At 51.5% G+C, this 24,305-nt stretch carries 26 protein-coding genes; 17 read left to right on the top strand and 9 right to left on the bottom strand.

The window, feature by feature from the left end; all coding sequences use genetic code 11:
• Window positions 1–493: 493 nt before the first annotated feature.
• A complete protein-coding gene (locus HMPREF0673_RS13250) occupies window positions 494–1,153 on the bottom strand; it encodes a M23 family metallopeptidase (RefSeq protein ID WP_007903478.1) in 660 nt (219 codons plus the stop codon).
• Between the two features lie 220 nt (window positions 1,154–1,373).
• Between HMPREF0673_RS13250 and HMPREF0673_RS13245 the strand changes: the two genes are divergently transcribed.
• The 16 genes from HMPREF0673_RS13245 (at window position 1,374) to HMPREF0673_RS13170 (ending at window position 17,086) form a co-directional block, all read left to right on the top strand.
• Window positions 1,374–2,132: a DUF4099 domain-containing protein gene (locus HMPREF0673_RS13245; protein WP_007903476.1), complete on the top strand. Its 759-nt coding sequence runs from the start codon at window positions 1,374–1,376 to the stop codon at window positions 2,130–2,132.
• Window positions 2,133–2,153: 21 nt separating this feature from the next.
• On the top strand, window positions 2,154–2,378 hold the full coding sequence (locus HMPREF0673_RS13240; protein WP_007903475.1) for a hypothetical protein: 225 nt from the start codon (window positions 2,154–2,156) through the stop codon (window positions 2,376–2,378).
• Between the two features lie 25 nt (window positions 2,379–2,403).
• Window positions 2,404–3,978, top strand: coding sequence for a hypothetical protein (locus HMPREF0673_RS13235; protein ID WP_007903474.1), 1,575 nt, complete (start codon window positions 2,404–2,406; stop codon window positions 3,976–3,978).
• A gap of 4 nt (window positions 3,979–3,982) precedes the next feature.
• Window positions 3,983–5,137, top strand: a complete 1,155-nt coding sequence (locus tag HMPREF0673_RS13230; RefSeq protein ID WP_007903473.1) for a toprim domain-containing protein — start codon at window positions 3,983–3,985, stop codon at window positions 5,135–5,137.
• A gap of 12 nt (window positions 5,138–5,149) precedes the next feature.
• The gene (locus tag HMPREF0673_RS13225) at window positions 5,150–5,641 is read left to right on the top strand and encodes a PH domain-containing protein (RefSeq protein WP_007903472.1); all 492 of its coding nucleotides are present in this window, start codon (window positions 5,150–5,152) and stop codon (window positions 5,639–5,641) included.
• On the top strand, window positions 5,622–6,317 hold the full coding sequence (locus HMPREF0673_RS13220) for a hypothetical protein (protein ID WP_007903471.1): 696 nt from the start codon (window positions 5,622–5,624) through the stop codon (window positions 6,315–6,317). The genes HMPREF0673_RS13225 and HMPREF0673_RS13220 overlap by 20 nt, the downstream gene beginning before the upstream one ends.
• A gap of 12 nt (window positions 6,318–6,329) precedes the next feature.
• Window positions 6,330–7,013 (top strand): hypothetical protein, encoded by a 684-nt coding sequence (locus HMPREF0673_RS13215; protein ID WP_007903469.1) that lies wholly within the window; start codon window positions 6,330–6,332, stop codon window positions 7,011–7,013.
• 16 nt (window positions 7,014–7,029) lie between these two features.
• Window positions 7,030–7,695, top strand: coding sequence for a hypothetical protein (locus HMPREF0673_RS13210; RefSeq protein WP_040597071.1), 666 nt, complete (start codon window positions 7,030–7,032; stop codon window positions 7,693–7,695).
• Between the two features lie 26 nt (window positions 7,696–7,721).
• Window positions 7,722–8,534: a M23 family metallopeptidase gene (locus tag HMPREF0673_RS13205; RefSeq protein WP_007903466.1), complete on the top strand. Its 813-nt coding sequence runs from the start codon at window positions 7,722–7,724 to the stop codon at window positions 8,532–8,534.
• Between the two features lie 23 nt (window positions 8,535–8,557).
• Window positions 8,558–8,842 (top strand): hypothetical protein, encoded by a 285-nt coding sequence (locus HMPREF0673_RS14960; protein ID WP_083825727.1) that lies wholly within the window; start codon window positions 8,558–8,560, stop codon window positions 8,840–8,842.
• 6 nt (window positions 8,843–8,848) lie between these two features.
• The gene (locus tag HMPREF0673_RS13195) at window positions 8,849–10,645 is read left to right on the top strand and encodes a hypothetical protein (RefSeq protein WP_007903460.1); all 1,797 of its coding nucleotides are present in this window, start codon (window positions 8,849–8,851) and stop codon (window positions 10,643–10,645) included.
• A 25-nt stretch (window positions 10,646–10,670) separates the two neighbouring features.
• A complete protein-coding gene (locus tag HMPREF0673_RS13190; RefSeq protein WP_007903459.1) occupies window positions 10,671–12,947 on the top strand; it encodes a MutS N-terminal domain-containing protein in 2,277 nt (758 codons plus the stop codon).
• Window positions 12,948–12,957: 10 nt separating this feature from the next.
• On the top strand, window positions 12,958–14,514 hold the full coding sequence (locus HMPREF0673_RS13185) for a glucosaminidase domain-containing protein (protein WP_040597075.1): 1,557 nt from the start codon (window positions 12,958–12,960) through the stop codon (window positions 14,512–14,514).
• Between the two features lie 12 nt (window positions 14,515–14,526).
• Window positions 14,527–14,703: a hypothetical protein gene (locus HMPREF0673_RS13180; protein WP_149918947.1), complete on the top strand. Its 177-nt coding sequence runs from the start codon at window positions 14,527–14,529 to the stop codon at window positions 14,701–14,703.
• Window positions 14,704–14,786: 83 nt separating this feature from the next.
• Entirely contained in the window at window positions 14,787–15,398 is a 612-nt protein-coding gene (locus HMPREF0673_RS13175) for a hypothetical protein (protein WP_007903454.1), read from the top strand.
• A gap of 5 nt (window positions 15,399–15,403) precedes the next feature.
• Window positions 15,404–17,086 carry a zincin-like metallopeptidase domain-containing protein gene (locus HMPREF0673_RS13170; RefSeq protein WP_007903448.1) on the top strand — a complete coding sequence of 561 codons (1,683 nt, stop codon included), beginning with the start codon at window positions 15,404–15,406 and terminating at the stop codon, window positions 17,084–17,086.
• A 47-nt stretch (window positions 17,087–17,133) separates the two neighbouring features.
• Here HMPREF0673_RS13170 and HMPREF0673_RS13165 read toward each other — a convergent pair whose 3' ends face one another.
• From HMPREF0673_RS13165 to HMPREF0673_RS13140, 6 genes are all read right to left on the bottom strand, one after another.
• Entirely contained in the window at window positions 17,134–17,508 is a 375-nt protein-coding gene (locus HMPREF0673_RS13165) for a hypothetical protein (RefSeq protein ID WP_040597067.1), read from the bottom strand.
• 13 nt (window positions 17,509–17,521) lie between these two features.
• Window positions 17,522–17,806 (bottom strand): hypothetical protein, encoded by a 285-nt coding sequence (locus HMPREF0673_RS13160; protein ID WP_007903445.1) that lies wholly within the window; start codon window positions 17,804–17,806, stop codon window positions 17,522–17,524.
• A 3-nt stretch (window positions 17,807–17,809) separates the two neighbouring features.
• Window positions 17,810–18,004: a hypothetical protein gene (locus HMPREF0673_RS13155; RefSeq protein ID WP_007903444.1), complete on the bottom strand. Its 195-nt coding sequence runs from the start codon at window positions 18,002–18,004 to the stop codon at window positions 17,810–17,812.
• Window positions 18,001–18,354, bottom strand: a complete 354-nt coding sequence (locus tag HMPREF0673_RS13150; protein WP_007903443.1) for a hypothetical protein — start codon at window positions 18,352–18,354, stop codon at window positions 18,001–18,003. The genes HMPREF0673_RS13155 and HMPREF0673_RS13150 overlap by 4 nt, the downstream gene beginning before the upstream one ends.
• A 400-nt stretch (window positions 18,355–18,754) precedes the next feature.
• Window positions 18,755–19,237 carry a hypothetical protein gene (locus tag HMPREF0673_RS13145; protein ID WP_007903441.1) on the bottom strand — a complete coding sequence of 161 codons (483 nt, stop codon included), beginning with the start codon at window positions 19,235–19,237 and terminating at the stop codon, window positions 18,755–18,757.
• Window positions 19,238–19,763: 526 nt separating this feature from the next.
• Window positions 19,764–20,345 carry a DUF1281 family ferredoxin-like fold protein gene (locus HMPREF0673_RS13140; RefSeq protein WP_007903438.1) on the bottom strand — a complete coding sequence of 194 codons (582 nt, stop codon included), beginning with the start codon at window positions 20,343–20,345 and terminating at the stop codon, window positions 19,764–19,766.
• A 426-nt stretch (window positions 20,346–20,771) separates the two neighbouring features.
• Between HMPREF0673_RS13140 and HMPREF0673_RS13135 the strand changes: the two genes are divergently transcribed.
• A complete protein-coding gene (locus HMPREF0673_RS13135; RefSeq protein ID WP_007903436.1) occupies window positions 20,772–20,948 on the top strand; it encodes a histone H1 in 177 nt (58 codons plus the stop codon).
• 296 nt (window positions 20,949–21,244) lie between these two features.
• On the opposite strand, the gene HMPREF0673_RS13130 is transcribed toward HMPREF0673_RS13135, so the two are convergent.
• On the bottom strand, window positions 21,245–22,681 hold the full coding sequence (locus tag HMPREF0673_RS13130) for an OmpA family protein (protein ID WP_040597073.1): 1,437 nt from the start codon (window positions 22,679–22,681) through the stop codon (window positions 21,245–21,247).
• 52 nt (window positions 22,682–22,733) lie between these two features.
• Window positions 22,734–24,191, bottom strand: a complete 1,458-nt coding sequence (mobV, locus tag HMPREF0673_RS13125; protein WP_007903431.1) for a MobV family relaxase — start codon at window positions 24,189–24,191, stop codon at window positions 22,734–22,736.
• Between the last annotated feature and the right edge of the window lie 114 nt (window positions 24,192–24,305).

Raw genomic sequence — 24,305 nt, 5'->3', positions numbered from 1 at the left:
GGAGACGCATATTTAAGCAATCAATGGTAAGAAGAAACATGAAATTTAATCGTATGGATATTATCATATCAATGAATATTACAAACTTAGTTCGTGGATGTGGTGATAATGGATTTGTAGTGTCTTTAACTATTTCAAATTTTATGTTCTTATTGCTACATTTCTGTAAATGAAGAACTACAGGTGTTAAACCTTTCTATACAACAATGCGACTGTCACTACAAATCTAATAGTTGCAGTCGCTATTGTTTTTATTGAGCCTATAGTTGCAGTTTGGCTTAGTTGCCGGATTCTGTAGTCTGTCTGATTAACACGCTTTCTGGATGTTGCAACTGGATTGCTCTGATATATTCCAACCTTTAAAATTGACACCTCCCATTCTTTATGCCTTTCTTTAAATTTATGTCTTAAAGGTATAAGGAAAAAGTACATTCTGCATCATTGCCAAACGGGAAAATACATCAGCAATGAAAATCATACCTGAAAGCGGATTTTACATTCCAGCCAAGGCTGTCACACATTCCTGACGGATAGACCGAATGTAGTCGAGCATCACAGAGGGATTGACACTCTTGCCGTCCATCTTGCAGGTGATGTGCAGGTGTTCGCCGGTACTGCGCCCTGTGGAACCTGTGATACCGACCACGTCACGCGGATGGACCAGCGTGCCCCTGACAACAAGAATCTTCGATAAATGGCAGTAGCTGACGGTATATCTGCCATGCTGCAAGGTCACATACTTGCCAGAAGTCTTGTCCTGGCCGACCTTGATGACCCGACCGGACGTCATGGCCATCACTTCATCGCCCCGGGCATGCAAGTCCAGTCCGCCATGAAACTTTCTTTTCCCGGTAAACGGGTCCTTGCGATAGCCGTAAGGTGAAGTGACCCTGATACGGCGCAGCGGATAGCTTACGCTCAGATAACGTTCCATCCATTTCTTCTGATCCATATCTTCTGATGCCGGGGTATCTTTGGAGATTTCTTCCGTGGAAATCCCATTTTCGCAAACCGGCAATGTATGTTCCGTACCATTACCTGACACCTCTACCTTGTAGCGTGCAGGAACGGCGGCAACGGTATTGAATTGTGCTTTGACAGAAGCTGCCCACAACCAGACATTCGCCGCCATCAACCATAAAAATTTTCTCATAATGGCAAAGATAGCATGCTCGTCTTACCCATCTCCTGCTATCGAAAGATTTCCTTCTAAATATGGTATATTTTATTATTTTAAATATGATTATTTGTCTCAAATCATATTTCAAGTGCTAAATTTCATGCTTTTTAATCACTTATATATCCGCTTATTAATCCTCAGAACAGAATCATTCTATATTTGCGTAATATAACTTTATAATATTATTTAGAATATGAAACAAGAGCATTTTGAGTTCAACGAACTGCCTTATCAGACACTGGCGCGTTTCGGTCTCACGCAAGAGATGATTGAAGACCTGCCCATGCGTGTACTCGAAGAAATCGGGAGAGGCGGCTATTCACCGGTACTGCCCGTACGTGTGACCGACGAGAACGGCGAAACCATCGAGAGCCGCAGCCGCTTTGCCTTTATCCGCATGGAAAGCGGAGCGGTGGATGTAGTCTTCTATCCCGCACTGAAGTCCTCGCCGCTGGAACGCTACGACGAGAACCAGCAGAAACAGCTGCTGGAAGGCAAGACCATCATCGCTGACGTGGAGATGGCGGACGGACGCCGCAGCAAGTCATTCGTACAGATTGACGAAGGGACCAAACAGGTAATGTATGTCCCGACCCCCATCATCGCCCGCAACCTGAAAGTGCTGGTCGGAATGATGCACCTCGGTACGGTGGAAGTGAACGGCATGCAGCATGGTGAGCCGCTGACAGTAGCGGTGGAAGGCGAACCTGTTACGGTAGGTATTGACCTGCATAACAAGACCGGCATCCGTTTCTGTGCCGGCGACGCGCAGAAATGGAAGGAACAGCCCAAGAGGGAATGGGACAAATACACCTTCGGCTGCTACGGCTGCTGGGTGATGGACGACGACGGCAACCTTGATTATGTCCCCGAGGAGGAATACACCGAAGAACTGTGGAACGAACAGAAGAAGAGCGGTGAACGTAACCGTGCAGCCGGTCTTCACAAGTAGAACCTGACCAATCAAAAAAGTATGGCACAACAGAAATATTACCCCGAAGAGATTCTTGTCGAGAAAATGCAAAGCGGTGAATACGGTTGGCTCGACTATGTCAACCATTACTCTGCCGAGTGGCAGGAGGAATATGCGGACTACTGTGCAGACAAAGGCCTCACGGTAGGCGAAGACTCCGCAGCCGCCTTCGTCCGCTTCAAGGACGGACAGCTGGAGGAAGCCCTGGAACGCGGCGACGCTTGACAAACCAACATCATAACATCAGACTATGGCGATACGAACAAATACCAACCCCCGGCAGATGGACTTGCAGCCCGAAATGCACAGCATACTGTTGCGCAACGGGCTACAGGCCCATGTTGCGTTTGACGGAGGCGGCTACCGGCTGATCGTGCAGGGACATGATTCGCCGTTGCTGGTCTATCCGATCACCGAACGTCAGATGTTGGCCCTGACGGACTGGGGAACCAATACGGCCAACAAGAAAGCCTACAATGTGCTTACGAGCATCATCGGCAAAGACTTCTACATGCCCAAGAACTTTGTTCATGCCCGCAATGCCAACGGACGTGTGGCGATGGGGCTGCACGGCTACCGCATCGGCATCGGCGAGTACGGGCACCTGGGACGGCTGGGCATGCCTCCGCCGTTCCTCGGCTGGACTCCGCGTCACCAATGGGGTTTCCACCTGCGCAGGGTCGGCGGACAGCTGTTCTTTCCGGGTCCCTCCATCGTACCCGAACGGCCCGACGGACGCATGAAACCCGGTGAGCTGCAATCGGGCGGCTACGGATTCTACTACAAAGGCCGTCAGACGGAACCTCCTGCCAGGGAGCAGGACGTGCTTCAGAACCTGCAGGCGGCCATCACACCGCTTGTCAGCCGTCCGCGCAGTACGGAACCGGCACGTCCCTACAAGGAACTGATAGCCTCTCCGGTCTATTTCTCCAACGAGAAATGGTCGGAATGTCTTGCCTCACACGGACTGATCGTGGATGCGGAGCAACGGACGCTGACCGTACAGTCAGAAAACGTACAGGCCGACATGGTCTATGACCTGACGGAAGCGGAAGTGCATACACTGGTCAAAGCCTCCATCGAGGAGCAGCCCGTGGAAAAGCGTCTGGAACTGCTGAACGACATCATCCGGGCGGATTATGCCGAGAAAGTGACCCTGGAACAGCTCAACAGCAGCGACTGCATCGCCATCAGACTGCATCCCGAAGTGCAGCAGGAACTGGAAGAGCGGCAACGGCAGGAACAGGATCTGTTTCAGCCGGAAGAAGCTACGCTGCAGCAAGCCTCCATACAAGGTACGGTCGGTGCCGCCGTGGACGGACGTGACCTCCAATACCTCAACGAGAACAAGGGATGGTACCGGGAGGAGAAACACGGTCGGGAAGTCGAGGTGAGCGAGATCGCCGTACAGCCGGCAGAGACAGAAGGGAAATACAAGATGTCCGCTGTCATAGACGGTAAGGTCATCAGCCATGAGATCAACCAGAAGGACTACGACAAGTTCCTTGCCGTGGACGACTATCACCGCATGAAGATGTTCTCGAAAATTTTCAGCGAAGTGGACATGAAAACCCACCCGGAAGCAAGCAAGGGACTGGGTGTGAAAATCTTTGCTGCCCTTACAGCCGGTGCAGTGGTCGTCTCGGAGGTCGCCCACGACCTTCATCACCATCATCACCAGCACGGCCCGCATTTCCACGGAGAATGTTTCGGCGGTCCGCGGCCGTACTTCAAACCCGGTGTGGACACTCCGAGGGATGTGGCCATCCGTTACTTTGAGGCGCAAATGAACCAGGATATCAACGAAATGAGAAGAGGAAGATAAGCCTATGAGAAACGGAGACCTTACCTACGACGACTTCCTGCAACGCCTGAACATACAGGACGTGCTGATTGATGCGGGGTACCACCTGAACCGCCGGGACGGTTTGCGCTATCCTGCGTATGTCCGTCTGGACAACGAAGGCAGACGCATCCGTGGAGACAAGTTCATCGTGACGCAACAGGGGAAATGCTGTTTCCACGCACAACAGCAGAAAGTGTATAACATCATCTCCTTCATCAAGGAGCATCCGCACTTCTTTGCGGAGTATCATGCCGGCATGTCTCCGGACAGGCTGGTAAACCTCGTTTGCAACAGACTGCTGCACATACCCGTCACGGAGCGGGAAACCCGGATAGTCCAGCCCAAACGGGATGTGAAACCGTTCCAGATGACAGACTACGACATACACAGATTCAATCCGCAGGACCGGGAAACGCAGAAGAAGTTCTATCCTTTCTTCAAGCACCGCGGCATCGACCTGTATACGCAGTATGCCTTTCACCGGGATTTCTTCCTGGCGACCAGGCACCGGACGGACGGCCTGCAATTCACCAACCTTGCCTTTCCGTTGTCCCTGCCCAGGTATCCGGAGCAGATTGTCGGTCTGGAAGAGCGCGGTCGTCCGCGTATGGACGGAAGCGGCAGCTACAAGGGCAAGGCCGAAGGAAGCAATTCGAGCGAAGGACTGTGGATTGCCAACCTGCGGGAACCGCTGGTCAAGGTCGGAGGAATCGCCTGGTTTGAAAGTGCGTATGATGCCATGGCGTTCTATCAGGTAAACCGGGAGATGATCAAAAGCAATCCGGACCTGTCCCGAAAGAGCATCTATGTTTCTACCGGCGGCACACCGACTGACGGACAGATCCGTGGAATGCTTACCGAAACGCCTGCCGCCAGCCATTTCCTGTGCTTTGACAACGATGCCGCCGGACGCGGCTTCGTCGAAAGGTTCAAGATGATTGCCCAGGAAATGAACATCCCGCCCGACCGCATCAAGGTGTTTCCCATGCTGCCCTGCTACAAGGACTGGAATGACGTACTGCTCGAAAGGACCAATCCGGAATACCTCAAGGAAATAGAGGGACTGATAGAACCGGTCGGAGTACCGCATTCCGAAGAAAAGGAAGAAAACAGCCGGAACAACGGCTTTCACCGCTAAACACATCAGACTATGCAGACAAACCGTTCTTCAAACCGTTCCCTGGCCTATACGCCGCACACCGGGCAGTTCATTATTGACGAGCTGCCCACACTGCTGCTGTGTACGGCAGCATGGGTGTACGGCGGCATGGAGGGACTCCCGCTGACCGTCGCTGCCGTATCTGCTGCCGCCGCACTGACGCTGCTGTTGCTCTACCGCTACATCTATCTGCGGAGAATCCGCTACTGCATCGGTACGGAACAGATTGTCAGTGAACACGGCATTCTCTACCGTAAAGTGGACTATATGGAGCTTTACCGCATCGTGGACTTTCAGGAGCACCAGAGCCTGCTGCAGCAGCTTTGCGGACTGAAGACGGTGCGCATCCTCTCCATGGACAGGAATACACCCCGTCTGGATCTCATCGGCATCCGCAGCAGGGAGGACATCGTATCGGTCATCCGTGAACGGGTGGAAATCAATAAACGAAACAAGGGAATATATGAAATCACGAATCATTAGCCTGACTGTACTCGCCTTGTCGGTGTGTCTGCTTCCACAGGCGGCCAAAGCCCAGGTTGCAGCCTCCAATCCGCTGGAGTGGACAGCCCTGGCGGAAGGGAATGACCTGATAAACAAGCAGATCGAGAAGCAGATCAAAGGACAGACACGGACAGCCCTGCTGCAGAATACCATCGCCGCCGAGTTCAACCGGATCCACAAATGGGAAAAGCAGTACAACAGCTATCTCAAGACGGCCAGCGGCTATGCTTCGTCACTGAAAGCCTGTACACACCTCTACAACGACGGTGTACGGATATTTCTGACGCTGGGCAAGCTATGCAAGGCAGTCCGGAACAATCCGCAAGGCATTGTGGCAAGCATCGGGATGAACAACCTGTATATTGAAACGGCAACGGAACTGGTTTCCGTGTTCACGCTTCTCAACGATGCGGTGGCCAAAGGTGGCACGGAAAACATGCTGACCGGAGCAGAGCGCAGCAAGACCCTCTGGGCACTGAATGACCAGCTGGCAGCTTTCAGCCGGAAGCTGCACCTGCTTTACCTGAGCATACGCTACTATACCCTGAACGATATGTGGAACAACGTGACGGCAGGCATGCTCGACCGGGACAACGGCGAAGTGGCACGCATGGCCCTGTCACACTGGCGCAGGGCGGCTGCTCTCGCACGATAAAAATGAACGGATATGAAAAGAACTATCTGGATAAGCCTACTGCTTCTATGCTTTGGAATCGGCAAGGTACGGGCACAGAACGACCCGGTGCTTGCCGGCATGATTCTGCTCTACACGGAAAAGGCAGAGAAGGAACTGAAGAACCAGGAAAAGGTCATGCTGATGCAGACCACCGGCCACGTGTGGACAAAGGAAGAAGTGGAAGCCACGACCGACCTGCAACGGGAGTTCAACAACTACCTGGACTCTTTCCGCTCCATTGTCTGCTATGCGGCACAGATCTACGGATTCTACTACGAAGTATCGAGACTGACAGACAATATGGGGGACTTTACGAAACAGCTGGGACGCAGTCCGGCCAACGCGCTTGCCGTCGCCCTCTCCGCACAGCGCAACCGGATATACCGGGAGCTGATCATGAACAGTGTGGAGGTCGTGAACGACATCCGAACGGCCTGTCTCTCGGACAACAAGATGACAGAAAAGGAACGGATGGAAATCGTCTTCGGAATCCGGCCGAAACTCAAGACCATGAACACGAAACTTCAACGGCTGACCAAGGCGGTGAAATACACCACCCTGGGCGATGTCTGGCATGAGATCGACGAAGGGGCATGCCCGGCAGCAGACAAACGCGGTATCGTGGATGCAGCCAAACGACGCTGGCGGCAGATAGGAAAGAATGTTAGACCTTAAAAAAAAGAATGACAGTATGGGATTTTGGGATTCATTATTGAGATACGGCGGCAAGGCCGTAAAAGGTATGGGAAAAGCAACGGTCACCACCGGCAAGAGTGTGGGCAATGCAGCCCTTCACCCCTCGCAGACCTTGCGGGGCGCAGGACAGGCCATCAAGACGGCCACCGTCGGCGGAGCAGTCGGCTACGTGGGTTGGGAAAAACTGACGACGGACAAGAGTGTGGTGCGCATCGTGAGTGATGCACTCATCGGAGAACAGGCAACAGACTCCCTTTCGACCACGGCAGAGGGCGTGCAGGCACTGACAGACAAGGCCGGAGAAACTATAGGAGCCATCGGTGATGCCATGACAGGCATCCATTCAAAACTGGACGGTGTAACGAACTTTCTGCAACAGACCGCCAACGGAGGAGCCTCCGATATGCTCGGCGACTTTCTCCGCAACCTCGGACAAGGAAAAGTGTCGGGGCTGAATATGGCAGGACTGGTAGCGGCAGCGTTCCTGATATTCGGCCGTTTCGGTTGGCTGGGCAAGATTGCCGGTGCATTCCTGGGAATGATGTTCATCGGCAACAATGCCGGTGTACTCCGCACACCTGACGCAGGTAATGCACAACGGGTACAGACACCCGACCCTCCGGCGGAAGAACAGAGGCACAACGGAGGAATGAGAAGATAGAAAAGACAATTCAATAAGCATTGACAATGAAATATACAGAAGAAATGATCCTTTCCTCAGAAAGCGGATACTGTATGCCTTTCGAGGAACGGCAGGGCAAGGATGTGGAGCTGTCGCTGGGTTACGGCGAGCAGACCGACCCGGTGACGGGTAAGGAATATTTCCACCACGGCATCGACTTCGACGTGCGGTGCTACACGCTGGCAGCCGTTGCCAGCGGTATCGTTTCGGGAGTGGGAAACGACCCGATGCTCGGCATCTGCCAGAGCATCCGTTATGGAGAGTATGAAGTGACTTACGGACATCTGTCGAACGTGTTCGCCCAATTCGGACAGCGAGTAAAAGCCGGGCAGCCGGTCGCATTGAGCGGTGACAAGCTGCATATCGGCGTGAAATTCAAAGGTGAAGAGTTGAATCCGCTGGAATTTCTGACCATGCTCTACGGTAACATACGGGCCATGCAGCAGCCGGGCTTCACCGGCCTGGAGATGAGTCTGTCTACCGACTATGAATCGGACAGGCGGGAAATCGAGGAGCTGATGTTGCGCTTCCTGCCCCACTACATGGAGGACCTGCAGCGGGGTGCCTACCGGCTTCCAGCACATACGGAACAATCGCTCCGTCACATCTTTACGATGGGTGCAGCCAAAGAGTACTTTTACGAGAATATGCCGAGCATGGCCAATCCGCTCGGATTGGGACAGAAAGCCATGCCGCTTGCCTGCAAGGTACAGAATCTGCTCATCGCCGACTTCCTGCATTACCTTGCCCTGCGGCACGATGTGTACCTATCCACCATGGGCGTTGACATAAAAAAAAACTCTATGACGAAGCCCTGAAAAGCGGAGATGTCATCGACCCGCTGGCGGAACTGGACATTGACATCCAGAGCTTCGACATTCCCCGGGCAGTAACGGTCTATCCGGACCGGGCCGGCATCAGGTGGTGGACGAAAGCCTGGTTCAACAACCGTGAAGAGGGAGAAACAGCCGTGGAGATCGAACGGGAACAAGCCATACGGTTCATCCACGGCAACTTCGAAAAGGACGCATGGCTGGAAGCCTTTTATCCCAAGCAGATGGAGGTTTACCACCAGGCCATCGAACAGACGAAAGAACAATTATTGATGAACAGGAAAAATATATGATACACAATGGACGGAATCAAGCATAGCAGAGAGTTTGCGAAGTTGGAACGCCTCGTGAGCGACTATTTCAACTGCCATATCGCTCCGGTCATGTCAAAGACGCGGGAAGTCCTTCATCAGCGGCAGGTGGAAGAAATGAAGGAATATTCTTCTTCGGCAAGCGGCATCCTGAGCATGATGGCATCATCGGCACAACCGTTCCATGATCCGTATCAGCAGCTCAAAGTGACCGGTGAGTGGAACTCGAAAACGACAGAAGATTATGTGGAGATGTGCCGCACGGAGATAGCCGGCTCGGAAAAGATGCAGCACGACCTGGCATACATGGCCGGACAATGGCGTGATACGGTCGTAAAGGAAGTGGGCCGGGCACGTTACGATGAGTTGTCGGCACAGCTCGGCTGCGACCTGGCCTATGCCTATATGGACCACCGGGTAAATGACATGATGATTGACCGGCTGGTGAAGGAACGGATACCCCAATCGTCAGCCGCCTACATCCTCCGCAAGGCCGGAGAGTCCAGTCTGCTGGGACTGTCACAGACACTGAACCGTTCGCCGCTGGCCGAGGAAATCGAGGCACGGAGCGAGGCAGCCTACCGCCCGAACGGATGGGAAAAAGGAGCCGGTCAGGTATTGGGTGCGGCAGCCGACACCCTGATGATGGGCGGTACCGGTTCATGGACGACACTGGCTAAGTTTGTCGGTGCGGACATAGCCATCTCCACGGTAGCCGACAGCCTTGAACCTGACAGACCGGAATCCCTTTCGGTGGAACAGTGCATCAGCAAAGGGGTGTTCGGAAGCGGGAGGAATGTTTTCGAGGATTTTCGGAAGGAAGCAAACCGGTTGTCGACGAAAGACAACAAGGCTATCCGCGAAGCCAACGGACGGTTGAAGCAACCCGTTCCTGTCATGGAGTTCAGTTTCACGGAATGGGTGCAGAACCCCGGCGCAGGCATACCCTGGGCAGATGTACTGCACCAGGGGAAACAACGTCCGCAACGGTACAAGGACGTGCCGATGGTCGTTGCTCCCGGACAGGAGGAAGCCTATCTGCGGGATTTGAAATCACAAAAAGAAACAGAAACCTATGTGGCAGAACAGCAGGAAACCATGGAAGAAGAGAAAGACAAGAATCGGAAAAATGCCAATCCGGACGACAGAGCGGCAACACAGGAACAGCCGGGACAAGACACCCGGACAACACCGCAGAACGGGAACGGTTGGGACGGACTTCTCGGCACATTGGGGCTGGACGGCATGGAACATCTCATCGGTAACCTCGGTTATGTGATGGCCATGCTTCCCGATGTACTGCTGGGCATCTTCACCGGCAAGTCACCCTCGCTTCGTATCGGTGACAACCTGCTGCCAATAGCGAGTATCGTAGCGGGCATGTTCGTGCGTAATCCGCTGCTGAAGATGCTTCTGATCGGTCTGGGAGGTGTAAACCTGCTGAACAAGGCTGGAAACGAAGCCCTGCAGGAACGGAGCGAAGGGAAACTGAATGTAACAGGCCAAAACGCTGCGCTGTACCGCCGCTATGCGGACGAACCGTTGAATCCCCGTATCGAAAATCCGGTCCTGCAAGGATCGACGCTGATAGCTACGATAGACCGGATACCCTGTACCATCCAGTTGTCATCGACGGTGGCGGAAGCCTACCATGCCGGAGCATTGCCGCTGACTACTCTGGCAAATGCCGTCCTTGCCAAGAGCGACCAGCTCCGGCAGACAGCCTCACGACACTATGAAGACGGACAGCAGGAGACAATCGTGCGGACAAGGGGAATCCAATAATCCTAATCATCAAAAGAAAGACGATATGAAAGAGAAATCGCAAATCGAAAAGAAAGCCGAAGAAAAACAGATAGACCTGCTTTCTGCGGCTTTGGGCGGAGCTTCGAATGCCGGAGGCCACTGGCTCAACGCAACGGGAAAGGGATATCCGCTCTTTTATCCCAAGGGTGTTTCGGTCAGTGCGTTCAACGCCCTATTCATGGCATTGCACTCGGACAGGAACGGTTGCAAGACCAACCTGTTCACACTCTTCAGCGATGCCAAGGCGCAAGGCATATCGGTACGTGAGCATGAGCAAGGCGTTCCATTCCTGTTCTACAACTGGGACAGGTATGTCCATCGCAACAATCCTGAACTCATCATCAGTCGGGGCGACTACCTGAAACTGAGCGAGGAAGAACAGAAACTGTACAAAGGTGTGCATAACCGTGAAATCCGCACGCTGTTCAACATTGACCAGACTACATTGCCCTATGTGGACAAGGAACGCTATGAAGCGGCCCTGAAACGCTACGGCAGTGCCGTGGAGAGAGGATATACGGAGAGCGACAACCGTCAGTTGCGCATCCGTTTCAACGACTTCCTGCTGAAGATGCGTGACAACCTTGTACCGGTACGTTCGGACGGAAGCGGTGTGCCGCACTACGAAACGGACAAGGATGCGGTCTATATGCCGCGACAGAGGGAGTTCGGACACTACCATGACTATGTGCAGGAAGCCCTGCGGCAGATAGTGAGTGCTACCGGCCACCAACAGCGGCTGGCACGTGAAGGCATGGTGATGAAGAAAGGCGTGGCCCCATCAGAGGATGCCATCCGACAGGAACGGCTGATCGTGGAGCTGGCCTCGGGTATCAAGATGCTGGAGCTGGGTCTGCCGGCGCGATTGTCGGAAGAAAGCCTGAAAACAGTGGAATACTGGTGCCGGGAACTGAAGGAGAATCCCAATCTGGTAGCTGCCATCGAAAGCGACGTAAACAATGCCATCGAAGTTATCAACAAGGCGGAACGCGGCGAGAAAATCGAATATGCCACGCTACGCAACCGGCGTGACACCTCGACCATGCAGGAACAGATGCCCAAACACTATTTTGTGGCGAATGAAATCCGGCAGCATCCGGACAGGGAATCGAAAAAGATAGTCCTGGTCATCGACCCGCAGGCAAAAACGGCCGATGTAATCCTTCCGGCCGGAGCTTCCACGGAAGTGGACAACGAGATACCGGGCATGAACAAGGGACGCATCGCACGGGCCCTACAGAAGGAAGGTATTGAACAGGTACGCTTCTTCAATACGGACGGTGCCCTGGGCTACCATCCCGATGATAGCTATTTTGCCGAAAAGATGATCACGCTGGCGAGGCTGAAAAACTGGGCCATGGAGAAACTGTCCACACTTGATGTGTCCTCGGCCGTCAAACGGGCGAACGAAATCGGGTTTGACCAGGTGGAAATGATTCAGGACGACAAAAGACGCTGGGCACTCTATCTGAAACCCGAAAACAAACCGGGGTACAGCATCTATCCTGACAAGGAGGATATAAACCGTTTTTTCTCCACGCTCAAGCAGTCGATGGATAATATCGGCAAGGTACGGATGGAGCTGGCGCACAAGTATTATGCGCTGGCGGAAGTCAAACCTGACCTGAAGGTGGACCTGTTCGGCAGCGAAGCACCGGAAATAGACTTGAACCGTATCCAGCGTGTTTCGATATTCAAGACCAAGCAGGAAGGCATCCAGTGCGTTGCCACCATCGACGGAAGAAAGTCACCGGCCAGAAGCGTTACACCGCAACAGTGGCAGCGGATGTGGATAGCGGAAGACCGGGACGGCTACAAACGCCATCTGGCAGCCGCCCTGTTTGCCGATGTGCTGCAAAAGGGCCGGTCAGAGGATAAACATACCGGGGAGAAACAGGAACAGGAGGCCGAACAGCGACAGAATGAAGCGACAGTACTGGAAAGACCGGAAAGCAAGAGAAAAAACCTTTCCCCACAACAAGAAGCATGGAACGAGCTGAAGGAGAAGCATCCCGATGCCATGCAGTTGGTACGGAGCGGTAACAAATACCTGCTTTTCAACGAAGATGCCGTGCGCAGTGCAGAGCTGCTGGGGCTGACATTAAATAAAGGGGACAGAGTCCCGTACGGATTTACGGAGTCAGCGGAATTTCGGGCAAACCTGCTTGACAGCTACCTGCCGGAGTTCATCCGTGCCGGCGAGCGTGTAGTCATTACGGACATGATTGCGAAAGAAAACCGGAGTGCCGAACAGGAATCCTACAGAGGCATTCACAGATAACTATATGGATATGAGCAAGAATCAAGAATATGCAGCAAACTACGCAGAATTTGCCATGGAGCAGATGCGCCGATACGGAATACCAGCCTCGGTGACACTGGCACAGGGTATACTGGAAAGTTCCAACGGGCAGAGCCGGCTGGCAAAGAACGAAAACAACCATTTCGGTATCAAGGCTACTTCCGCATGGATTGCCGGAGGGGGCCGGTACGGGATTTATACCGATGACCGTCCGAACGAAAAGTTCTGCAGCTATGACAACGTCGGTGATTCCTACGAGCACCATTCACGTTTCCTGAAAGAGAACAGCCGCTATGCCCGCTGCTTCACGCTTGCCCCGGATGACTACAAGGGATGGACGGAAGGCATCGCACAGGCGGGTTATGCCTCAGGCGGACAATATGCCGAGAACCTGCAGAAGATCATCGAACAGAACGGCCTGCAGAAATATGACCGGCAGGTGATGCGGGAGATGACCCGGCAAGGCCGGGAGTTCGGGGTGGAGAACAATCCGCTCCGAACTTCCGGAAACGCACCGCAAGGCACAAACTATTCGTTTCCAGTGGAACGCAAGGAGTTCCTTTTCGTGACCTCGCCTTTCGGTATGCGCCAGGACCCGACGGATGGAACCCGGCAACAGATGCACAAGGGCATCGACATACGCTGTAACGGTGATGCGGTGCTGGCAACTGAGAACGGTGGCAAGGTGGTGGCAGTGAACCTGAACAGAAATACACCCGGTGGCAAGTCGCTGACGGTGGAATATGCCCGTGAGGACGGCAGCAAGGTACAATGTACCTACATGCACCTCGGGGAAATATCCGTCAAGACCGGTGATACGGTCCAGGCCGGTCAAAGGCTCGGTCTATCAGGAAATACGGGTACACGGACAACGGGCGAACACCTGCATTTCGGGGTAACGAACTTCTATGCAGACGGTACCCGGAGAGAAATTGACCCGGCAGCGTATCTGACCGAAATTGCCCGGAAAGGGCATATCAGGCAGCAAGTGCTGCATAACGGAAACGACCTGCTGGCCCGATATAAGGGATTGGAAGAGCCTGCCGCAGACAAAAGCATTTCACCCGACGGATGGATGAAGAAACTACTTTCCTCCGAGGACAGCGGCGTGGGAATGTCGGGATGCAACGATCCCGTTGTGGAGATGGCAATGACCGCCTTCAGCTCACTCATGCTCCTGGCCGTACAGATTGACAGGAAGAATGAACAGGAACAGATGGAAGCCATTTCGGAAGCGGCGGACAAACGGCGAATCGACTTGAAACCGCTTGTACCGGAGATGAAGAGCTGTGAGCTGACCGTATGTGAGAACGGGAAAGCCGTCCTGAAGGCGGACAACGGTTCGCTGAAGGTGTCACGAGAACTGACTGCTGCCGAATTGAACCGGTTGTCCGTAACGCTGAACAACGGCTCGCTATCGGAAGAGTCCAAACGGATGCGTGTAGCCGGTATGCTGAATACGGTCATCCTTTCGGAAGCGGCCTCCCGTAATTTTGAGCAAGGGATGTCCCAACAGCAGGAACAGACGGAGAATCTGAAAAGATAGATGCAAGGCGATATGATAAAATGCGTGATGATACAGCTATGCAGAGGTCTGTTCGGACTGTCCTACCTTGTTCTGTATGTCCTGTCCTGCTACCTGATTTTCGGCTTGACGGCCACGCTCATCATCGTGGGCGTGCAGCTGCTTCTCGCCGGATGGCTGGTCTGGTCCATGATACGCGCACCCGATTAGAGGCGGTACATTCTCAACTCAACAATCAATCAACCACATCCTGCTTGTCGGGAAATCATGTTTCACATTAAAAGACAATCAAGATGATCAAATGCAATGTTACAGTATGCGGCGTAATCGGACGTGATGCGTCGATACGCACGAACAAGGAAGGAAAATCGTTCCTGGTGTTCCCGCTTCGGGTGATGATTTCTGCTACCGAAGGGAAGACTGCTCCCATCGAAGTGGATGTCAGCAAGGAAACTGCCGGCGAGGAGACCGGAAGCTACCGGAACAGCACCCGGGTCGAAGTGCAAGGGACAATGTTCCTCAAACACCGGGGCGACCGGATCTACTTCAATCTCTTCGCCAGTGAGATTGGAACGGCTGATGTCCATGCGGCGGATGCAGTCAGGGGAGTCATGGAGTTCCGCGGCAAGGTCGGTCAGCAGATCGAGGAAAAGAGGGACAAGAAAGAACAGCCCTATACGATGTTTTCGGCCTTCAGCACGGAGAAGGTGGAAGACGGGTTCGAGTACCAATGGGTGCGCTTCTTCTGTTTCGGAAAGGAACGCGAAGCCTGGTTGCAGCCGGGCGTGAAAGTGGAAGCCAAAGGAGAAATGAGCCTTTCTGCATACAATGGGAAAGTGAACGTGTCCTGCAAGGCGGAAGAACTGGCCCAGTATGTAGTGGAATCGTCTAACCTCAATCAGTAAGCGATATGGCCGGATACAGAAAACAGCATAGCGACGGGCCGAACAGCGAGGACAAGGCTCTGGACCTGTTCGCTGAAATGATGATTGAAAAAATCGAGAGCATCCGTCAGGACTGGAAGAAGCCCTGGTTTATCGAAGGCACGCTGCCATGGCCCCGTAACCTTTCGGGACGCGAATACAACGGCATGAATGCCTTCATGCTGCTGATGCACTGTGAGAAAGAGGGTTACAAGATTCCGCGCTTCTGCACGTTCGACTGCGTGCAACGGCTCAACAAGCCCGGCAAGGACGGTCAGGAACTGCCACGGGTTTCCGTCTTGCGCGGAGAAAAATCGTTCCCGGTCATGCTGACCACCTTTACCTGCATTCACAAGGAGACGAAGGAAAAAATCAAGTATGACGACTACAAGAAACTGTCCGAAAATGAGAAGAAGGAATACAATGTCTATCCGAAGATGCAGGTGTTCCGCGTCTTCAACGTGGCACAGACCAACCTGCAGGAAGCAAGGCCGGAGTTGTGGCAAAAACTCGAAACGGAATATATGCAGCCGAAGCAGGAAACGGGAGAACAGTTCAGCTTTGCCCCGGTCGATGCGATGATTAAGGATAACCTTTGGATATGTCCTATCAGGCCGCAGTACCAGGACAGTGCCTACTATTCCATTTCGAAGAATGAAATCGTCGTGCCGGAAAAGCGTCAGTTCGAAACCGGAGAGGCATTCTACGGAACGCTGTTCCATGAAATGACACATTCGACCGGTGCGGAAGGCGTACTCGACCGGATAAAGCCGACTTCTTTCGGTTCGGAGGAATACGCCCGAGAGGAACTGGTGGCCGAACTGGGAAGTGCCTTGACAGCCCAACGTTACGGAATGGCCAAACATATCAAGGAAGACAGCTGTGCCTACCTGAAAAGCTGGCTTGACGCGCTGAAGGAATCACCGCAGTTCATCAAGACGACACTGTTGGATGTGAAAAAGGCTACCTCACTGATTACGCAAAAAGTGGACAAGATTGCGCAGGAACTGGAACAACAGGTCGGTGAAGAACAGAAAACCGCACCGAAAGAGAAGATGTTCTACTCTTCCGTGGCCTATCTCCAGTCCGGCTATGATACGGCACGGCTGGATGCCTTCAGGAATAAAGGGGATTATGAGGGGCTGCTGACGCTTGCCAAGGAGTATTACGACGGCAACGGCATGGATGAGAAAGATACCTATGCGTCGCCTCTCCAGAACCGGGGTGACGACCTGCTCATTGAGGACAAGGACTTTGCTGTAGTGTATAACGGAAGTGTGGGCGGAACCTATGAGGTGATGCTGAAATGTTCGGAACAGGAAGTACGGAACCACATCACGCGCTACGGCATTGACCGTGCCAGCAACGACGTCAGGGAGGTGGCCAAGGATATGACAGCCGAACGGTTTGCAGCCATGGCACAGCAGAAGATTCCAGCATTCGAGATGCCAAACGGAGAGATGCTGTATCTCGAATACAACAGGGAATCCGACAGCCTCGATGTCGGACATGTCACCAATGCGGGACTGGCTGCCCGGCACACGTTCCCTTATGACCACAACGAGACACTGGATGCCAACCTCCAGAACGTGAACGAGAAGCTGAACGAAATGGAGGAATACCAGGAGAAAGAGCAGGAAGTGGAGTATCAGGGCGGAATGCGCCGGTAGAAACAAAAATGGACAAGCGGAGTCAGTCGGCTCCGCTTGTTTGTATCTTACCGGTCCAGAAGCCGGTCTATCATGACCGACAGCTCCTCCAGTCTGCAATACCGGTTACTGCCGCCGGTGTAGTCTTTGGCATGTGAAGCTGTGCGTATCAGAAAGCTGTCCAGCTCGATTTTCACGCCGCTGCCCGTTCGGGAGAATGTGGATGAATGACTGATATATACAAACCTGCCGTTACGTTCGATGAAACAGGAGGTATCATAATGACCTTTCAAACTGGAAACCACTTTAGCCCCGGAAGCGGTTGCGTACCTGGTGAGTTCATGGATAAGAGCCGTCTGAAACCGGCGGTATTCCCGGGAAACGGAGCAGCCAGCATCCGCAAGGGTCGCAGCCTGCCACTTGGTGTAAAATTTCTGTGTCATATTCTCTGCTGTTTTAATTGTGTAAATAGTTTTCCCAATTCTCATGGTCAATGGTCAACTGATTCATTTCCCAGTCGTATTCCACTTCCGGCATATTGGAATAGGGAAAATAGACGGTGTAACCTATCTGTCCGTAGGAGCAATGCAGCGGCGTGACGCATATTTCCTGACCGAAATACGACTTTGGCGTACAGTATTTCCGCCAATTGAAACGACCTGCAACGATATTGCAGCAAAGCATCTTTAGTGTCATGATGCCTTTCCAACTCTGATAATCTTTTGTCTTAACTTTTTTCATCTGTCAATGTGCTATGTTATAATAAATTTCGGGTTCACTTGACACGTTGTAAATCCAACTGCCGCAACGTACCAGCAGGGCATTCTTGCCGTAATAAAGCTTTTTCATTCCGGATATGCTTCCCGTGCGGTGGAAGTTCGGAAAACGGCTGATGTCTATTCTTTGTGCATCTCGCTTATAAAGTGTCTTGGTTTTCATTGGAGCGTGGTTTTTAATGTTTCATACAAGGTCTTTATCATAGCTTCGGCATCCTCCATATCGCTGACAATGTCCTTGATATGGTAAGGCGCACCGTTTCTGCCGTGGCCGTCCGTACCTATCCACAGATAGGCTTCATAGTCAGGGTCAAAGTCCTCGTAATAATCCTCTATTTCGCTGATAAGGCTGCCGGTATCGTTGCCTTTCATGCCGACCGTGAAAAAGAAATCCTGCCCCATCTTCGTATAACGCTGAAACTCAAACTCCACCCGTTTTTTCTTTTGGATGTCAGTCTTCACTTCCCAGCCCAAACTGGCGGCTACTGCGGTAATTTGTTGAATTGCTGTCATATCGGTAAATTTTTATTTCCCTCTTCTTGAAGCCTTCCGACTTCGCCCAAGGGATTGTTTCATGTGCGGTCCAAACGGTGGAAACAAGAACTATGGGCAAGCAGCCGGGAATGAAATTTTATGAAATGCCGTAATCTTTGATTGCGGAAAGTTTTGTCAAATTTCCTTTCAGGAAGCGGCAGCGGTGCTTGACCGATGTTCATCCGCCGTACCTTTGCACCCGAAACAATCCTCACGGCGTGGTCGGTCTGCAGAAATGGATAATTTCCTTAGAACCGGAAGAAATACGAATAGAAAAGGAAGGCAAGCGGTAGAGCGTGTAAGTATAAAAGGAACAGGCTGTCCGACAGGAAATCCACCCGCCGGTGAGACGGGTGGACAATCAAAACCTGCGAATACGTCAATAATGGTAATCTACCACACCTCCGACATAGAACGTCGTTCCGGGTTCGAGTCCGCAGACAAACTTCACAAAGGAAAGGGATGTCTCGGCATAGGTGTTGGTGCAATCATCATTCAGATAGAAATGATAATCGGTGTCCAACGGATTTGTCAAAGCCTTTTCAATGGCATAGACCGGTCCCCATTCCAGCATGTTCTCGATGGTAATGGCTTCCGCTTTCTTGCGTACATTGGCAACAAATTCGGCTTTCCACTGCTCCACACCGCCTTTATAGAGGATGGTATCTTCGGATGTCTGCTCAAACATTTCTTTGGGCAGTAAGTATGTCACCAGATTAGATATTGCCTCCTTGCGCTCTTCCTCGCCCATATTTGCGCAATAGTCATAAAAACTGAAATCTCCGCCAATGAACGTTTCTTCGGTGATGTAATTTTCCTTGCTGATAGGCTTGGTTGAAATCTGAAAAATACTGCTGTGCATAACGATAAATTTTAATGTTAAACTTTTTTCTTCCCTCTGATAGAGCCTTTCGGCTTCCTTTTCGGGATAGATTTTACATGCGGTCCAACAGCAAGGCCAGGACGGTAAAAGGCAAGTAAACGGTCAGGAATTTAGCGGAATACCCAAATCTGTGATTTGCGGAAGGCTGCCGTTCAATTCTTGAACAGCTTAGCACACAGCGGTACTTGACGACCGGACAGACGCTGTACCTTTGCATGGGAAAATCACACCGACAAGGAGCACCGAAGCGAGAAACGTGGAAAACGCAGCGTAGCCGATAAAAGGGAAAGAAAACAGAAAGTAAAAAAGAAAGTCATTAAAAGCTGTCTGGAAAAATAGGTATAAAGGGGCTTACCGGCATAAAACAGCATTTCTCGGGTTGTACTCATATTCATACATGTAGTCATAGTCAGCCTGTTTTTAACTGAAAAACCCCGTAACCGGCATTGAACATGGTTCAGTACCAGCCATGGGGTTTCAATAGGATTGTATCCTATAAGCATTTTCAATTCACTATCGTAAATTCATTGATATAGCAATAGGCATCCGAATTTTCCTTTTCCCATTCCTCACCCAGCGTTTCGGCATCCTCCATGGACTGGATGGGTTTGCCTGCTATCTCTCCAAGCCAGTCGAACAGGGTCTTTGTGTCTTGAAAGTACTCGAAATAATACTTGTCATCAGCGGTACACAAGTCAACGAGGTATCTGTCGGGAAAATATGTTCCTTCGCTGTCGTTGGTCTGATAGAAAACACATCCCGGCTCTTCTGCCTGATAATAATAATGGAGTGACGGGAATTTCTCACAAACAAGGTCAAAGACTTCGTTGCAAGGTGACCATGCCGTTTCCGTTGTAAACTGAAGATTGTCTCCGTTCATTTCAAGATTGCTCCAGTCACCACGGCAGTAGGTCTTGTTCCAATCACCGGCCAATCCATCTACAAGGCATCCCAACCATGAGGTTCCGAAGCCGTTTTCAACGGACGGTTCTTTCCGTTCCTGCAATCCTCTCATCAACTCATAGAGACTTTTGACTTCTTTTGCGTTGCCCTCTATAACATACGCTGTGCTGCACCAATTTGGCATAATTCTAAGATTTAATTGTTGTTAGACACTGTTTTATATTTCCCTTTTCTTGAAGTCTTACCGACTTCCTTTCGGGATGGATTTTACATGCGGTTCCAACAGCAGGCAGGGATAGGAAAAGCAAGTAAACGGGCTGGAATTTAACGGAATACCCAAATCTTTGATTTGCGGAAGGCTGCCGTTTCAATTCAAGCATCCGTTAGCATGGCGGTACTTGATAACTGAGCGGCTGCTGTACCTTTGCATGGGAAAATCTCACCGGCAAGGAGTCTTGAAGATGAAATAAAGGAATGGCACGAAAGAGTTATAGAAAAGAAAAAGAATGATATATCGTGTTACAAGTGAAGAAATTACGACGTAATTTATTTTAGTAGAAATAAAATTCGCTATATTTGCCGGATATTGTATAACATAAAACAGGAAACAATGGAAAAGACAGTTGCACAAATCAGTGAGTTATTCGCTCAATTCTCCAAAGATGCCGGTCTCCAGATAGAGAAAGGAAACAAGACAGCAGGCACCCGTGCCCGTAAGGCATCGCTTGAACTTGAAAAGCTTCTCAAACAATTCAGAAAGGAATCGCTGGAAGCATCTTCAAAATAAATTCAGTTTTGTGACGTAAGCCGTATCTGAATAGAGCCTCTTTGTTCTTGCGGGGAGGCTTTATTGATTATTTTCCCATAAGCCCTGGAGATAAAAATGATATGCTAAACCAGATGTTTCCTTGCATCTTTATTACACCCCCTTGAAGACGGGCAACAAGTAAGGCGGGTAGTATCGAATTTGTCAACTCGTGCGGAAATTCGCTTTCCTTACTGTCCGTATTAGAGATACATCTGTCCTAAATATAAAAGAGTGCTCGATTGAACACTCTTTTAATGATTGAACTTCGACATCAGTTATTCCGATGTCGAAGTCACTCCTGAAATATACAGTTCAACTTTCGTATGCCGGTTGGCTTCTGCAGGCGTATGGTCCGAAATTCCACCCCGGTAAATCTGAGCTATCCGTTGGATCGGAATGCCACGGCGTTCCAGTTCCGAGACGATAAAGCCGGCTCTTGACACACTCAAGGATTGATTGATGTCGCATGTGCCGGTTATACTGTCAGCAGCTCCGGTCACTTTTACAGACAAATTGTATTTCTTTGCCACACGAGCCAGTTCGTCCAGATTGAGAGCTTGCGACGCATCTGTCAGTTGTGCGGAATTGAGCGCAAAAAAGAAATAGATGGGTGCTCCGATGCACTTGCTCCCGGCATAAGCGCAAAGTGTGGTATCCACGGCAAAGTCATTCCGGTTTCCTGTCGATGTGCTTTGTAGAATCTGATTTCCACTTCCGGATAGGATGGCTGCAGAATCAAGAGGTGACGTACCGTCCCAATATCTGTGCTTCAGCCTTGCACGCAACGAGTTCAGTCCGCTGTAATTGTTCACAGGGAATTTAGCTCCGTCCACGTCGTCCTCGAAAAGATGACTGTATTTATCAAGCAGTCCTTCGATTTCCAGAATTTTCTTCAACTCGGCAAGTGTCCGTCTGTCTCGGTCATGAAGTCCGGCATATCGTCTGTTCTCCTCCGTCAGGTAATTGGTATAGCCAATCAATTGTTCGTTGCGACGGATATAAGGCATCGCATCGACGGCCCGCCTCCAGCCTACCTTACCAAGGTGAAATGTGAATCCAGCGGTCAATGAAAGCATGTGATCGCCCAGACGGTTTGCTCTTCCATACCCGTCGAAGTCCCGGAAGGTGGTCGTATTGGACAATTCCAAAACTGCACTCACTCTTTTTGAAATGCGGTATTGCCCCTGTACACCATAAGAAATTGCAAACGGATTATGCCCGTTAGCAGCATGATGCAGCAGGCCGGCACCAACAAAAGGTGCAAGCCCCCAACGTACTTGTTCCTGCCGGGCATATCTGCGACCAAGGACATTCCACAACAAGTCTGCATGGATGTGATGATACTTTTGAGTGGACAATGCTCCGTCCTTGAATTGCAATCCGCTGTAGTTTATCCTTGCACCTACCGAAGGGGTAAACCACTTGCCGATAGCAAAACTATAGGATGGTTTCAATCTTCCGAAAATGTCTTCGCAACCAAGTGGTGTACCGAGGAAAGCGGTTGCTCCACCTGCGATGCTGACAAACCAGTTGCCGCTCCGCGACATCGGAAGCACGACTCCGTCAAGATAGACCGGACGAAGCGGTTGAAGCAGTTCCATGGATTCGTACCGGACAGCGTATTGTACAGTGTCTTTCTGTATGGGTTGTACACCAGCATGCAACTGCAATGAGCAGAGCAAGGTGAAGATGAAAATAAGATGTTTCGTCATATTCCAATAATTTAATTCATTATACATTTGATTGATTTCAGACCGATGCCACTTATCGTTTGGGTTTCTTGCCGATGGCAGGGCGCATCATGCGGCTCGCCATTCTCATACAGCGCAGAGCCCAGGCACGGTTGTCCTCGTCTTCGTCACGCCCCCATTTGAGGTCACTTCCGCCACCGCCGCCACCATGTGATTCGGCAAACGTGGTGGCATCGTCCACCATACCGAGAAACAGCATCGTTGCACAGTGCATGACCTCCGTACCACGTTCGGCAATGGATTGCATCAGTGAACCGTCCAACAGTTGCCGTTCCGATTCACCCATCTGTACCGATGCGCTGCGGTATTCACTGACCATGTCCTCCAGCAGAACATCTTTGAGCAGGGTGTCCACCTTGGAGTGAACATCCTGTGAATAATGGTAGGCTTCCTCTTTGAGCGTTTCTGTACGCTCTGCAATGGCATCCATATTCTCCTTCAGACTGATGAGTTGTCGGTCAGCCGTCTGCAATTTCTCCTGTTTATCTGCCAGTTGTCTGGAAATGCCCTGCAGCTCTTTCTCCAGCATCTTTATCCGGGCAGCCAATTCTGCCGCACTGCCCTTGTTCTCCTTCAAGTCGAGCTCGGCTGCCGATAACAGGGATTCCTTTTCTGCTTTCTGCACCTCCAGGTTAGCGACCATGGTTGTAAGTCCCTTTACCCGGCGTTCTGCCAGGCGGATGTCCGTTTGGAGTTCTCCCAGCACCTGTTGATGGCGTTTGATATTCTCCTCAATCGACGTACACTCTTCGGACAGCATGCGGCGATATTCCTCGGTACTCCTGTGCCGGGCACCTGTCTCGGATATGCTTGTTCCCCTCGACATGCCCCACTTGGTATTGACCTCCGAGAAAAAGTCCGAATGGAGCTGTTTCATTCGCGCACTGTATTCAAACTTGTCCTTTCCGGCAAATATCTCCTTGTACGCAAAGCGGCCGTCCTTGATTGGCAGAAGCGTGCAATGTACATGGGGATTGATTTCGTCCAGATGTACAATGAAGGCAGCGATATTCTGTTCACCGTATCTGCCACTTACAAATGAATAGACATCCTTTGCCCAGCGTTCAATGTCAGCCTTCCGCTGGATATGGCTATTGTCCGCATCTTTTTCGTAATCCACCTTCTGACTGCCAAAGGCAAGTTCCTGCATGCGCTCTCTGGATCCGCCGAAAATGATGTTCACCACCGTACGGTATTTCGGTTCGGGCAATCCCTCATTGGGATCTTTGATTCCGCGGAATCTCAATATGTCCGCCATCCGTTCCGGAATATTGCGGCTCGTGTCAACGGGACGTATTTTCCCGCCGGGCACGACTTCAAAATTCAAGTGTTTGCGTGTGGGGTCGTAGTTGCCTTTGGTCATGGCATATTTTTCCGCCCGTTCGCTTCGGTCGCGCAGATGCTCGTTGCTCTGGGCGGCAGTAATGCCTTTTGATGCCTGCACATCCAGCACCTGTTTGGGATTCATCATATTGTTTTTGGTTTATCTGAACAGTCCTTCGTGTCCCAGCTTGCTGCTTGTACGGACACCCTCCCTGTGACGTCAGTCATCAGGGGTATTAGGCTCCCCCGTCCCTTAGTTCGT

This window comes from Leyella stercorea DSM 18206 (assembly GCF_000235885.1).
Taxonomy (GTDB): Bacteria; Bacteroidota; Bacteroidia; order Bacteroidales; family Bacteroidaceae; genus Prevotella; species Prevotella stercorea.
This window is presented reverse-complemented; position numbering and strand designations above follow the sequence as displayed.

Coding starts and splice junctions, on each gene's coding strand:
- HMPREF0673_RS13250 (WP_007903478.1), bottom strand. CDS start 1,153: ATGAGAAAATTTTTATGGTTGATGGCGGCGAATGTCTGGTTGTGGGCA.
- HMPREF0673_RS13245 (WP_007903476.1), top strand. CDS start 1,374: ATGAAACAAGAGCATTTTGAGTTCAACGAACTGCCTTATCAGACACTG.
- HMPREF0673_RS13240 (WP_007903475.1), top strand. CDS start 2,154: ATGGCACAACAGAAATATTACCCCGAAGAGATTCTTGTCGAGAAAATG.
- HMPREF0673_RS13235 (WP_007903474.1), top strand. CDS start 2,404: ATGGCGATACGAACAAATACCAACCCCCGGCAGATGGACTTGCAGCCC.
- HMPREF0673_RS13230 (WP_007903473.1), top strand. CDS start 3,983: ATGAGAAACGGAGACCTTACCTACGACGACTTCCTGCAACGCCTGAAC.
- HMPREF0673_RS13225 (WP_007903472.1), top strand. CDS start 5,150: ATGCAGACAAACCGTTCTTCAAACCGTTCCCTGGCCTATACGCCGCAC.
- HMPREF0673_RS13220 (WP_007903471.1), top strand. CDS start 5,622: ATGAAATCACGAATCATTAGCCTGACTGTACTCGCCTTGTCGGTGTGT.
- HMPREF0673_RS13215 (WP_007903469.1), top strand. CDS start 6,330: ATGAAAAGAACTATCTGGATAAGCCTACTGCTTCTATGCTTTGGAATC.
- HMPREF0673_RS13210 (WP_040597071.1), top strand. CDS start 7,030: ATGGGATTTTGGGATTCATTATTGAGATACGGCGGCAAGGCCGTAAAA.
- HMPREF0673_RS13205 (WP_007903466.1), top strand. CDS start 7,722: ATGAAATATACAGAAGAAATGATCCTTTCCTCAGAAAGCGGATACTGT.
- HMPREF0673_RS13195 (WP_007903460.1), top strand. CDS start 8,849: ATGGACGGAATCAAGCATAGCAGAGAGTTTGCGAAGTTGGAACGCCTC.
- HMPREF0673_RS13190 (WP_007903459.1), top strand. CDS start 10,671: ATGAAAGAGAAATCGCAAATCGAAAAGAAAGCCGAAGAAAAACAGATA.
- HMPREF0673_RS13185 (WP_040597075.1), top strand. CDS start 12,958: ATGAGCAAGAATCAAGAATATGCAGCAAACTACGCAGAATTTGCCATG.
- HMPREF0673_RS13180 (WP_149918947.1), top strand. CDS start 14,527: ATGATAAAATGCGTGATGATACAGCTATGCAGAGGTCTGTTCGGACTG.
- HMPREF0673_RS13175 (WP_007903454.1), top strand. CDS start 14,787: ATGATCAAATGCAATGTTACAGTATGCGGCGTAATCGGACGTGATGCG.
- HMPREF0673_RS13170 (WP_007903448.1), top strand. CDS start 15,404: ATGGCCGGATACAGAAAACAGCATAGCGACGGGCCGAACAGCGAGGAC.
- HMPREF0673_RS13165 (WP_040597067.1), bottom strand. CDS start 17,508: ATGACACAGAAATTTTACACCAAGTGGCAGGCTGCGACCCTTGCGGAT.
- HMPREF0673_RS13160 (WP_007903445.1), bottom strand. CDS start 17,806: ATGAAAAAAGTTAAGACAAAAGATTATCAGAGTTGGAAAGGCATCATG.
- HMPREF0673_RS13155 (WP_007903444.1), bottom strand. CDS start 18,004: ATGAAAACCAAGACACTTTATAAGCGAGATGCACAAAGAATAGACATC.
- HMPREF0673_RS13150 (WP_007903443.1), bottom strand. CDS start 18,354: ATGACAGCAATTCAACAAATTACCGCAGTAGCCGCCAGTTTGGGCTGG.
- HMPREF0673_RS13145 (WP_007903441.1), bottom strand. CDS start 19,237: ATGCACAGCAGTATTTTTCAGATTTCAACCAAGCCTATCAGCAAGGAA.
- HMPREF0673_RS13140 (WP_007903438.1), bottom strand. CDS start 20,345: ATGCCAAATTGGTGCAGCACAGCGTATGTTATAGAGGGCAACGCAAAA.
- HMPREF0673_RS13135 (WP_007903436.1), top strand. CDS start 20,772: ATGGAAAAGACAGTTGCACAAATCAGTGAGTTATTCGCTCAATTCTCC.
- HMPREF0673_RS13130 (WP_040597073.1), bottom strand. CDS start 22,681: ATGACGAAACATCTTATTTTCATCTTCACCTTGCTCTGCTCATTGCAG.
- mobV (WP_007903431.1), bottom strand. CDS start 24,191: ATGATGAATCCCAAACAGGTGCTGGATGTGCAGGCATCAAAAGGCATT.